This window comes from Vibrio owensii, from assembly GCF_002021755.1.
GTDB classification, from domain to species: domain Bacteria; phylum Pseudomonadota; class Gammaproteobacteria; order Enterobacterales; family Vibrionaceae; genus Vibrio; species Vibrio owensii.
In genome coordinates this window covers 226,060-238,393 of the sequence record NZ_CP019960.1, presented here as the reverse complement: position 1 = coordinate 238,393, position 12,334 = coordinate 226,060, and the positions used below count along the sequence as shown (strand labels likewise).

The following is a 12,334-nucleotide window of genomic DNA, read 5'->3' as shown; positions in this document are numbered from 1 at the left end:
TTTACCTCATCATGCAGGTTTGTTCTGTAAGAAGAAGGACCTTGTCAGACTTAGGTGGCGTGTAACGAATGTGACACTCTTTGCCCATTCCCCAACGCAAAATCACTTCTTTATTCGTTTCTTTCAATCGGGCATAGACTTGTCCCGCTTGGCCTACCATGCCAATTTTGATGCCTTGTTGGTCGAACGCGTCTGCCCCCATTGGAGGAATGCCCCCTTCATCCAGAGTCGTGTTAATCAGCACCGCTTTTCCTTTTAAGGTTTCGAACTTGACCTTCACGACGGCACCGGAATACGGAACCACTTTGCGACTGCCCGTTTTAATCTCTGCGCCGTTATCCAACCCAGTGCTTTGCAATGACACATCGGTGTAACGATAAGGCATTAAAGAAGGCAGTAAGGCATAGCCAGAATCATCTATTCTTGCGCCTTGCCCGTTCATGACTTTGGCACCTTTCGCTCCTTTGGCTTCAACCAGAGCAAATGAATCATTGGTATAAGGACCAAGAGTCACGCCTCCACCATGCACCAAGACCGTGCTAGAAATACCAGCAGACAGGCGATGGTAGTCTTCACCACTCGCAGACGCTAAAGAAACGCCGCCATAAGGAGTTCTTGTGTATAAGCTGCCACCATAGGTATTACTGTCGCCTTCTCGACCGGCATAAACCGAATAGGAAACTGGCGCATCTTCACCCAATGTACCCGACACATTAGCCGTCGAAGATTCGTTCGACTTGCTGTGCGTATGGTTGAATCCAAATGTTGACCAACGGTCATAAAAATCAAATGGAATGGATACACCCAGCGCCACTGTACTTTCGTAGTCACCGCTATCCTGTGTGCCGTAGTAATACTGACGACCAACACTGACGTTGTACGAAATGCTGTTCCAGTGATTGTTGTAGCTCGCTTGATAATCCACACTCTCATCACCGTCGTAGTAATCCACCAAAGAGCCACTTAAGTTGATGGTGCCATACTCGTTCAGCGACTGGCTCACCGACATCGTCAGCCTGTTTCGTTGGTTTAGTGACTGTGATTGATAGTCGTAATCGTCATCACTGGTGTTTTGGCGTTGCTTTCTTAATCCGAGAACATCTTCAAGTTCCTTATAGTTTTCGGAAGAGTATCGGTATGCCAACAAGGAGAAGTTTGTTCCCGTATCAAATGAGCGACCGTAGTTCATCTCTACTTGCCAACCTCTTTGATACTCTTCTTCCTCATAGACTCGCGCGAAAGAGAATGTACTGTTCACACCAAAGGCACCTATCGGCGTCGCAACCACACCACCAGCTAAGTAAGCTTGATAGTCTTTCCCCATGCGAAGACCGTAGTTGAGCGTTAAACGGTTATTCACACCTTGTTGAATAGAGCCTTCTGCAAACCAGTTGCTAACGTCTTCATAACCACGAACATCCCCTATTACTGTGTTGTAAAGCACTTGCCCTGGTCTAACCGACAGTGGTACCGACGAGTAAGGAACGTTAAATGAACTCACGCTGCCGTCTGCTTCATGAATGAATACCTCTAGCTCACCGTCGCTCTTGGTATCGTTCAAATCGCTGATCACAAAGGGACCAGGGGGCACATCGGCTTCTTTAATCACTTTGCCTTGCTGCTTAATAACCACATGGGCATAAGTCGCCGCGACACCTCGAACCTCAGGGGCGTAACCAAGCTGACTCTGCGGCAGCATGCGCTTGTCTGTCGACAGTTGAATACCACTGAATGACAAGCTGCCAAACATCGACCCATTGGTGTAAGACTCACCTAATAGCAACGAACTATTTATCGATGCAATTGGACGTTGAACATAGGTGTTTAACGTGGTGTATTTCGTTTCATCCTCGAGATAACGGAAGTAACCATCATGGCGAAATTGCCATAAGCCTAGGTTCATCCCGACTTTCAAATTACTGTAGAGATAATCGCTGTCTTCCAAGCGGTCATACTCGTTGTGGTAGTAATTCGTATTGTGCTTGATGAACAAAGCCGTCATACCCTCGTCCCACTTCTCTGAGTCGATGTAACCACGTGGCTTGTTGACCATAGCGGCTTGGGGAATATCTAAGTTCAAATGAAAATTTGACTCGTCGTAATTCCACTTCACCATGGGAGCGATCTCTGACAATAAGTGGCAACCAGATTTCGCTTTCCCTTTTGGCTCAACTTTGAGTCCAACCAGCTCAAGTTGCTGTGTCGTAAAGCAGGGTTCTTTGCGTTTCGTTTTCTTATTGAAAGCAGAAGAAACCACACTGCCTTGAGCAATCATTTCTCCATTCACATACAGGTCCACTAGATGACCATTTTCAAACGTAGAACCGTTAAAAGCACCATTGGAAATCGTATGCTTTTTTATATCGACATCACCTTGAAAAAGGGATGGGTCAAAAGCCAGTTCCTCACCGAAGGTTGGCGGGATAGCAAGCAAGGAAAAGATAAAAGACGAACGTTTGACGAACAACATAACACTCACCAAATTTAAAATAGTTTTTAAAATTGGATGGAGTAGCGCTTAGGTATTAAAGCTCCTTGATCACTAATTGTAGTTATTACCAAGTCCACTTTCTCACCCTTCTTCACTTCCATACTGTTGAAAGTAAAGTCCTTATATGAATAAGGAGAAATCATCTTCGCATCTGTAGCCCATCTTTTTCCTTTATGTTCAAAGTAAATACTTGATGATAAAGAAACATGTAATGGCTGATTATTATTAATGCGGATTTTAGCTATTCCATCATGATATTTAATGAGCTGTATTTGAAAATCATCAACCCAATTTCTTTTGTAATTAACCACTGACAATGGTCGATAAAACAGTTTCACTTTGTGCTTCACTGTCACGACAAGCTTATTGCCACTTGAAACCACTTTTGAGATGGCTGCATTGGATGGGATCTGCAAGAAATTAAAGTAAAATACAGACTCTTTGTCTTGGGGCAGCTCTCCTTCTACCCCTTTGATTATTCTTAGTGTTTGGCCTTGCTGCGGTTCGATTTTCGCGATTGGCGGCAGCACAATAAATGGCACTTCATTTTGAGTCGCTTTGGTTCCATCTTCGTTCTCAAACCAAGACTGAACCATGAAGACGTTTTGACTTTTGTTCTTTAGGTAAACGTTAACGAAGGGTTCACCTTCTGGGTAAATAATTCGGCTTCCCGTCATGACAATATTGGCATGGGCAGCGAAGCCAGAAATTAACGTGATAAAGACAACACAGAATCGCAAAAACATTATCACCTCGTTATTTGGCTTGGTTAGAGAGAGGGGTGAACCTCTCTCCCAACACTGATTACTGGTAAGAAACCGCGTATTGAAGTGACGCGTTCACCGTACCTGCCGTTGCTGCACCTGTTGCGTAGTATTGCGCACTGTATGTCGCAGTATTTGAGGTTTCACCTGCCGCTAGTGCTAGGTCATTGCTGCCTTTAAAGCCACCTGTCAGATCAATCGCAGACCCTGATGTATCTAGGATTTGAATCTCAACATTGGTTGCGCTGCCCGTATTGCCAAGGTTTCCATTGCCCGTTACTTGGTTGCCAACAAAGACAGTCGAGATGTTTGGAACACCTGCAACGTCGCCAGTACAGCCAGAGATAGAAATATCAAAGTCAGCACCGCCAGCAGTATCACCATTGGTCGTTAGTTGCGATTTAGACACGGTTTCCAGTAACACCACTGGAGACGCACTTTCACCATTCACCGCTACCGTACAAGTTTCATCCGTAACTTCACCCTGGAAAGTGATGGTATTTGCAGATGCCGCAAGTACAGATGATGTGAATAGAGTGAAACCTAAGATAGAAACTAATTGAGTGAGCTTCATATGAAATCTTCCTTTAATCTTGATTTATAAATGTAAACTTCGGGATTCAACATTATTTTGTGAACCAAACTCTCATTTCCTGAGTTCAAATTTAATTTATCAGGCTAATAAAATCTCAAATTAGCATTTTATAAATCATTTCCATAACAATGCTAATAAGCCAATTTCATAGCAACTGGTCTAATTTGATAAGAATATCGATAAGGAATTTAGATACGACAGGGCTTTAGCTACAAATGACTTAAAACTGTCATGGTTATTTTATGTGCTACAGATTTAGAGGAGAGATTACGTCGATTTTCAGTCAATTCGATCTTCAACTGAATATAATTCAAGAATAAAATTCTTGCATACGAATGCATTATGGAAATAAAAAACTGTTAATTCAAACTGAGTACTAAGTTCTAAGACAGAGATGAAAAAACATAAAAAAAGCGGAAGATTTATATCTTCCGCTTCTATTTTTTAGTGAATTTTTGTAAATCCGTGCCTCTGTTTTCGCATTTCAAACGTTGCAGAGAACCGAACCCAACAGGTGTTTAATATCGTTGCTAGCACAATAAGGCTTATTCCGAATATTTGTCTGTGGCTCATTTGGTCATCGAAAAACATCCATTGCCATACTGCGGTAAACAGTAGATTGGTGAAAATAAGCGGGGCAAGTTGAGAGCCACTGCTAGCCAATTGATACGCTTTCGAACGAAAGACCTGTGTATTGATGATCAAAAGAGACATCAAAAAGACAAGCAATGTATTCGGTGTTTCAAACGCGTGGAGTGAAAGCGAGTGCAATAACACACTTGTATCGTTGAAAAGCATCAGTGGCAATATCAGTAAAGCAGCACAACCGAACGTCCAGAAGTTGATTTCTAATGGCGACAAGTCACTTTTACTGGCTTTATAGAGTGTCAGTTGCGAGCCTGAGTTGAACAAGCCGCCAGCCAAACCCAATAACAGGTCGACTCGCCATGTAAATTCACCATCTGCGCCAGCCAACAGAATGACCCCAGTGAATGCCATAATCAGTGCCACTATGGTCGACATTCGAATCTGTCCGCGCATAAAGAGTTTTTCTACGATAGGCATAAACAAAGGCCCTGTCGCAAACAACACCACACCTTCGACTAGGGTGAGCGTTTGTAGAGAAGCGATAAAGCACAACTGACACATACCAATACAAAAGGCACGAAGCAAAATGGGTTTAAAAGTCTTGCCAGTAGGGAGAGTCAGGTTTTTGAAGCGCAGCATGACCAATAAAATCAACGCCGGAGTGAAAAAGCGCAAGAAACTGAATAGGGTCACCGAAAGATCATCACTAAGCTGCTTCGCTAGCAGTCCAGTAACAGATAAGCTTAATGTAGACATCAACATAAAGATGACGGGTTTATTTTCGACTTTCATTGGATACTCCTTAATTCATGGAGTATTTTAGGCAAAGGCGTTCATCAGAAATAGCGAGTTATTTTAAACGCTAATGTAAGAAAAACTTACAGATTAAGAATCAGCTTACCGCTAACTACAAAGGTAATAGGAGTGAAGACACTATGCGCAAATTAGTCCCACTGAAGTCAATCTATGCCTTTGTTGCGGTAGCAGAGACTGGCAGCATGACAGAAGCGGCTCAACTGCTCTCTGTTAGCCATTCCGCGGTTAGCCAAGCCATCAAATCCTTAGAAAGCCAAGTGAACAAGCCTTTGTTTGATCGAGTTGGTCGCCAAGTTCGCCTCAATAACGAAGGGAAAAAATACTATCGTAAAGTCGCACCTGCACTTGAGCAGATTGTCGATGCCACAGAAGCGCTGATTCATGACCAAAATTCCAAGCGCATTACCTTTAATATGGTCAACTCACTGGCCCTGCATTGGTGGATACCTCGAATGTCGAGTTTGCAAGAGTTCGCCCCGCAACTAGATATCCGCTTATCTAACCTGATTGGTCAATTCAGTTTGGAACAGGAAGGCATTGATGCCGCCTTGGTGCACGGCAGTCCTCTTGAATGGCAAGATTACTATTGTGAGAAGCTGAGTGAGGATGAGTTGGTCTTGGTGTGCAGCCCTGAACTACTCGAACACTCTGCCCCATATGACATTCCAGAACTTCTGAACACCTACCCCATTATCGAAGTCACCAATGACCGCCGCAAACACGACTGGCAAGTTTGGCAAGAAGAAACCGGCATAGAACGTCCAAAAGGGAAAAAGCCGGTCACCTTTGATATGTCGATTCAGGCCGTGCAAGCCACAACACGGCGACTGGGCTTGTTGGTCACGCACCGTCTATTTGTAAAAGATGACATCAAATACGGCCAACTCGTAGAATTAGGCCAGCCAATCATCAATCCTTATCAGCAGTTTTACTTTGTCTGTCCGCCGCACAAACTTAAACATGAGGCGTTTCACTTGTTACGCTCTTGGCTGCGACAAGAGTTTGGTCAGAGCAATATACAACCCCTTGAGTAACCTATAGGCTTTATTAAAATTATTCGTTTCTTAAGTGAATAGATTAATGCCGGAATTGGTATAAAGTAAGAAGAGTACTTTCAAAACCCAAGGATGGCTTTATGAGGTTGTATCATGTCTTAATGAGTGGCGTTTTACTCATGGTGCCACTGTCTGGATCCGCAGAAACCGCCAGTAGCGGTAACGACCCTGATTTAAAAACGTTTATTATTGGCGGGCAACAAGCGTCTGCTAATCAACTCCCCTTCTTTGCGCGCCTTATACTGCACCGCACTGGCTCAAGTCAATTTGCCAACATCTGTGGCGGTACGATCGTCAATGACAGGTACATCATGACGGCAGCACACTGTGTAGAATCGGATGTATTCACCGACGGGTGGACAATCAATGATCTTCGCGTGTTAGTCAAAAACCCAACCATGGATGATGTGTTTGTCGAAGAGTTCAAAGACGTACGCTCTATCACGATTCATCCCGATTACAACGCGAGTGACTTGTGGATCAATGACATCGCGATACTGGAACTGACTCGCCCTATCACAGACAACGTCCAATCCATCACTTTGCCACAGGACTTTGGTGACTACAGTAACCGGTCAGTTTTCCAAATTTTTGGCCTTGGTCAAACCTCGACCAACGATGAGACAGGACCGAATTACCTGCGCTGGGCAGAAATCCAACCTCTTACAGACTCACAATGTTCTTCACTGGTTTCTGGTTTTAACTCTCAAGAAAGTTTGTGTGCGAACGGCTTCCCAAACCGAGCTTACACGGGAATATGTAGTGGTGATTCCGGCGGCCCGTTAACGTATCAAGATGGTAGCGGTAATTATCAACAAATCGGCATCGTTAGTTATGGCTCATCAGTTTGCGAATCTCCTGCCATTCCTAGCGTATTTACTGAAGTATTGAATTACACCCCTTGGATTGAGGCACAAACCAGCGCTGGCACTAAGACCACTTACGATGCCGCATTAGCCACGACCGAAGATTATCACAGTGAAGGAGATTCCGGTTTTGACCCAGAAGACACCACAAGTAATGACTTCGGTGATAATGGCAGTGATGGGGGTTCTATCGGACTTGGTTGGGTCGCTTTAGGAGGCCTACTGGCTTGGACAAGACGACGTAAGTCTTTGTAGCACGTAACTTTATCCTTAGTTACATTTTTTAGAATAAAAACTCTAATCCACGTTATTTTCCAGTTCATCTCAAGCCGATAATACTGTTATTATCGGCTATCCAACCATTTTCAGATCAAACTCATGAATAAAGCTGCATCGGCTCGCCGAATCAAAGCGATGCTGTTTCTGACTCTTGGCGTCACCCTGTCCGTATTTGCCGGATTTGCACTGTCGCAAATGTTCGTCATTGAAAAAGATGCATTCCAGCTTATATCAGTCGTTAGCTCAGTAATGGTGGTGAGTTTTTTACGTTACCAATGGCGAGCTTTACCTGCGATTGTATTGAGCTTGATGGCCTATTACTTCTTTACGGGTCGAAGCTTTGAGCATGCATTGCTCTACTCCCTCACGGTTCCCATACTGCCTTTTGCGTTTTCAAGCTTATTTCACTATCTCAACAGTCGTTCACTTCATCAACCTGCCGCACGGCGGATCAGCCTGTTTTTCATCATTATTGGTTGTTTATTTCCGTTCGTTAATACCACCAAGATGATGTTGGTCAACACCTTCGTTGATGGCCAGTTCTTGAGTGCCGATTTTCTGTTTTATGCCACGTTAGGTAACTACTTAACTCAATTGCTAGTCACGCCAATCTTGTACGTAGTGGTCAGTTTGTTGACCGACACCGATACCCAGTCCTACCTTGCACTGGATAAACGTTTGAGGGTCTCTAACAACCGTTGTCAAAGCTACATAACTTGGTTGGTAAGTTGCGTCGCGATTTTCTTTGCTGCCGCACTCTCTTCTTCTTCATTTATGCTCAATTCACTGAGCTTCTTTGCCGTCTTACTTGTCGTAGTTGGTTTAGCAAAACACGGCTTGATTCGCCCACTCTTTGTCGGGTCGCCGTTTATTTTGTTGATCCTTAACGACGGTATTCGTCACTTCAATGAAGGATTGATTGGAGACAAACAGTTCTACGGCTTGCTGATCATTATTACCGTGCTCACTACGTTAGCTTACCTACTTGGCGGCTACTCAGTGAAACTGTTTGAGATGACACAAAGACAAATCCGCTCAGAGCGTATCGACCCATACTCAGGGCTTTCGAACATTGCTCAGTTGAAAGAGGACATCAGTCATCAATCTCGTTCCTTGTTGATCTACCTTGACTTAACGCCAACGCTATCGATGTTGACCGATCTAGGACATGAGGGAAAATCTCAGCTCATCATGCAACTCAGTGAGTTTTTGTACTCACGAAACAACAGCATCAATCGCTGCTATCGCCCGCCTTTCTCTACAGGGCTGCTGAGCTTTACCCATTACTCAGATACTGCAGAGGATGACCTTAACGAAGTCGCCGAGTACTTAGAGAGCTTCCAATTCTACTGGCGAGGCACATCCGTCGCATTGGTGTCGCCGACCATCTTCTGCACGCTCGTTAGCCAAGACCAAGACATTGAGAAAGTGGTGTCGATTCTGTGCGATCAACCACCTCAGAATGACAGCAGCATCCATTGGGTCAACATCCAATCTTTTGAGATGGACCGCGTGGACAAACTCAATCACATTCAACAGGTATTTAAGCGCGAGCAGTTTGAGTTGTTCTGCCAACCATACATGAAGCTTTCTGAATCTGAGCCGTCTAAACACAGCTTTGAAGTGCTCCTTCGCCTTAAAGAGCGCGATGGTCAAGTTCTACCACCTTCGGCATTTTTCCCATTGATTAATCAGTTTGGGTTGGAGCTCAAACTCGACCATTGGGTCATTCTCAATACCTTCCGAATGCTGAGTGACAAGGTTAAGAATTGGGATGAGATTGGCCACTGTGCAATCAACTTAACCGCCAAAACACTCAGTGCCGAAAACCTTGCAGCACGCATTATTGAAAGCGCTCAAAGCTTCTCTATTCCGTTAAATAAGATTTGCTTTGAGATCACCGAATCGTCCGCCCTGATCAATGAACAGCAAGCCATTGCAACCTTGAATTACTTGCGAAATCAGGGCTGCAAAATCGCGATAGACGACTTTGGAACAGGTTACGCTAGCTTCGCGTACTTGCGCAGATTGCCACTGGATATTCTTAAAATTGAAGGAGCGTTTGTTCGTGAGATTACGCAGAATGAAACCGACCGTTTGATCGTCAGCTCTATCGCGACGGTCGCAAAAGAAATGCATTTAGAAACAGTGGCAGAGTTTGTCGAGAGCACCGCACACATTGCGATATTAAGAGGTCTAGGCATCGACTTTGCGCAGGGTTATGGGGTCGCGAAACCGATACCTTTGAGCGAGTATTTAGACGAGTTATTTAAGGCTTCACACAAAGCTCAACAGCCAGAGTTGGAGACGCTATAAGGCTTTGCGCTTTAAGCGAGAGTTGATGATATCTTCAATCAGCTTTTGTTCTTTCTTGGCTTTTTCGTAGTTTTGCTTAGTGCGCCAACGTTCCAGCACCCTCTCCAAGCCTTGAACTCGGGCGTGTTTGTATTCGAGGTGCTTTTGTACCGATGCACATTCCGCCTGCATCACCGCTTGTTCGTGTTCGTGGTGGCGCAACATCTTTTGTAGCATTTGGTCTACTCGATTAAGATTCATCAGCGCGGCACTATTCAGCACAGGCGTGGTTAAAGCGGATTGTCCAGCGTGGTTCTTCAGGGCAGAAAGTTGCGCTAGTTGCATCGTAAGGTGGGAGTGACGCTGACGCATGACATCAAGTTGCTGCCCGACTTTGTCTCGCTGCTTCTCTTCCATCAATTGCAGCTTGCCCACCGCCTTAAGTTTCGACTCCATCTAATTCCTTAATCCGCTTATCAAGCAGCAATTACTGCTCGCTTTGAAACATCTGCGCTAACGCCGTCAAACTGGTTGGGTAGTCCACCGCTTCATTGGCTGACTGTTGTAAATAAGCACGCAAATGCGGATACATAGAAACCGACTGATCCAGTTCAGGATCTTGCCCAGGTTGGTATCCACCAAGAGGCAATAACTCTTTCACTTGCAGATAATTGGAGTAAAGCTGACGGAAGTTATTCGCAATCGTACTGTGCGCTTCATGAGTACAAGCGTTCATACAACGGCTGATGGAGGCGTTGATATCAATCGCAGGATAATGGCCTTGCTCAGCCAGTTGACGAGACAACACCACGTGTCCATCAAGAATTGCGCGCGCCGAATCCACCACTGGATCTTGTTGATCATCCCCCTCGGCGAGAACGGTATAGATCGCGGTTAAACTGCCGTGGGGGTTTTCGCTGTTACCTGCTCGCTCAAGAAGCTGAGGCAATACGCTGAATACCGAAGGCGGATAACCACGTGAGGCAGGCGGCTCACCTAAAGAAAGGGCAATTTCACGTTGTGCCATGGCATATCGCGTCAATGAGTCCATCAGTAGTAAGACGTCTTTGCCTTGGTCGCGAAAATACTCAGCAACACGGTGGCAAAGTAATGTCGCACGCAGTCGCATGAGCGGAGATTCATCGGCTGGCGCGGCAACGATAATGGCTTTTTTACGCGCTTCTGGAGTGAGGTTTCGTTCAACAAACTCACGCACCTCTCGACCACGTTCGCCAATCAAGCCCACCACAATCACATCGGCCTCGGTGTTCTGAGTAATCATGCCCATCAGGACACTTTTACCCACGCCACTGCCCGCCATTAAGCCGATGCGTTGTCCCTTGCCCACGGTGAGCAAACCATTGATCGCGCGGACGCCAACGTCTAAAGGCGTATCAACAGGACGACGCTTAAGTGGGTTGATCGGTTTAGGTTCAAGTGAAACACGATCTCCCCCCTTAAGCGGCGCACCGTCATCAAAAGGTTCGCCAAGCCCATTCACTACACGCCCTAGCCATTGTGAACTGAGCTGAACCGTACTGTCGCCATCAAGGGGAATCACCTTGGCACCAGCAAACAAGCCACCTAAGCGGCGAATCGGCATTAAGTAGGCCACAGTATGATCAAAACCAACCACTTGTGCCTCGATCATGTCGCCCTCTGCCGTTTCCACTAGGCAGCGCTGTTCAAGTTTGAATCGGCACCCGACGGCTTGCAGCATTAAGCCGTTCACTTTAATCAAACGTCCCGTCACTCGCGCAACAGGAATCGAATCGAGTGACGCCAACGCATCACTCAATCTCTCGTTTAACAGTTCGTGGCTCAACGTGTTACTCATGTTCAGTCTCTACTTGTGGCATCGAGACTTCATCGAGCAAATGCTGTTTTACGTTATCCATGCAGGCTTGCAGGCGTGAATCGCAGCTTGCGTCTGCTTCTGCGTCTTCTGTCACAAGTTGGCATCCACCAACGGGTAGTTCCGCGTTTGCCACTAACTTCCAAGCCGTTGGTAGGTCAGCATTGATTTGCGTAATTCGCTCCAAATCCTGAGGATTAAGATGAACAATCACGCTTTCCGCTTTACCCGGCATGGCTGACAAGGTTTCATCAACAAGAGCCAGAATCTGTTGTGGCATCAAGGTGAGCTCCGCACGAATCACTTGCTGCGCCACCTTCTGCACCAGCTCACAAATCATATGACGCTGCTGTTGTTCTTTGTCATTTTGCCAACGAGACAAGGCTTGAAACAGTTCATTGACTGGCTTCGCCGCTTCGACAAAGCTTTGCTTACCTGATTGCTCACCAGAGATGAATCCCTTCTGGAAGCCTTCTTTCTGCCCTTCAAGCAATCCTTGTTGTTTACCTTGATCAAGCCCCTGACGTAACCCTTCATCATGGCCTTGCTGCAAACCTTGCTGGAAGCCTGCTTCAAGCTGCTGTTGAATATCCGCTTGGGTATCTTGCCAACCTTGATTATCTAGCGCGAAATCATCTTCAATATTCACTGGCTGGGCTAGCGGCGGAAAACGATGTAAGCGGTAGCCACTCGGTGGTAAGCGCATGGTGTTGGTTGCTCTTTCTGCCAT

Annotated in this window: 10 protein-coding genes; 3 read left to right on the top strand and 7 right to left on the bottom strand. The window is 45.6% G+C overall.

Translation table 11 applies throughout. The annotated features are described in order from the left end of the window. Window position 1: 1 nt before the first annotated feature. From A9237_RS17735 to A9237_RS17720, 4 genes are all read right to left on the bottom strand, one after another. Entirely contained in the window at window positions 2–2,470 is a 2,469-nt protein-coding gene (locus tag A9237_RS17735; RefSeq protein WP_078608862.1) for a fimbria/pilus outer membrane usher protein, read from the bottom strand. Window positions 2,471–2,496: 26 nt separating this feature from the next. Continuing rightward, the gene (locus A9237_RS17730) at window positions 2,497–3,237 is read right to left on the bottom strand and encodes a fimbrial biogenesis chaperone (protein ID WP_005436008.1); all 741 of its coding nucleotides are present in this window, start codon (window positions 3,235–3,237) and stop codon (window positions 2,497–2,499) included. 58 nt (window positions 3,238–3,295) lie between these two features. Continuing rightward, entirely contained in the window at window positions 3,296–3,829 is a 534-nt protein-coding gene (locus A9237_RS17725) for a fimbrial protein (protein WP_005436006.1), read from the bottom strand. A gap of 465 nt (window positions 3,830–4,294) precedes the next feature. Beyond that, window positions 4,295–5,230, bottom strand: a complete 936-nt coding sequence (locus tag A9237_RS17720; protein WP_078608860.1) for a DMT family transporter — start codon at window positions 5,228–5,230, stop codon at window positions 4,295–4,297. Between the two features lie 143 nt (window positions 5,231–5,373). Here A9237_RS17720 and A9237_RS17715 point away from each other — a divergent pair, with 143 nt between their 5' ends. From A9237_RS17715 to A9237_RS17705, 3 genes are all read left to right on the top strand, one after another. After that, the gene (locus tag A9237_RS17715; protein ID WP_038895913.1) at window positions 5,374–6,288 is read left to right on the top strand and encodes a LysR substrate-binding domain-containing protein; all 915 of its coding nucleotides are present in this window, start codon (window positions 5,374–5,376) and stop codon (window positions 6,286–6,288) included. Window positions 6,289–6,428: 140 nt separating this feature from the next. Beyond that, a complete protein-coding gene (locus A9237_RS17710; RefSeq protein ID WP_174575004.1) occupies window positions 6,429–7,430 on the top strand; it encodes a S1 family peptidase in 1,002 nt (333 codons plus the stop codon). Window positions 7,431–7,553: 123 nt separating this feature from the next. Next, on the top strand, window positions 7,554–9,770 hold the full coding sequence (locus A9237_RS17705; protein WP_078608856.1) for an EAL domain-containing protein: 2,217 nt from the start codon (window positions 7,554–7,556) through the stop codon (window positions 9,768–9,770). Here the strand turns inward: A9237_RS17705 and fliJ are convergent. Genes fliJ through fliH form a run of 3 tightly spaced genes read right to left on the bottom strand, consistent with a single transcriptional unit; the run spans window position 9,765 to window position 12,334 of the window. After that, on the bottom strand, window positions 9,765–10,205 hold the full coding sequence (gene fliJ / locus A9237_RS17700) for a flagellar export protein FliJ (protein WP_078608854.1): 441 nt from the start codon (window positions 10,203–10,205) through the stop codon (window positions 9,765–9,767). The two genes, A9237_RS17705 and fliJ, sit on opposite strands and share 6 nt — an antisense overlap. 31 nt (window positions 10,206–10,236) lie before the next feature. After that, window positions 10,237–11,586 carry a flagellar protein export ATPase FliI gene (gene fliI, locus A9237_RS17695; protein WP_041053994.1) on the bottom strand — a complete coding sequence of 450 codons (1,350 nt, stop codon included), beginning with the start codon at window positions 11,584–11,586 and terminating at the stop codon, window positions 10,237–10,239. Continuing rightward, complete coding sequence (gene fliH, locus A9237_RS17690; protein ID WP_039987483.1) at window positions 11,579–12,334, bottom strand: flagellar assembly protein FliH; 756 nt, start codon at window positions 12,332–12,334, stop codon at window positions 11,579–11,581. Before fliH ends, fliI begins: the two co-directional genes overlap by 8 nt.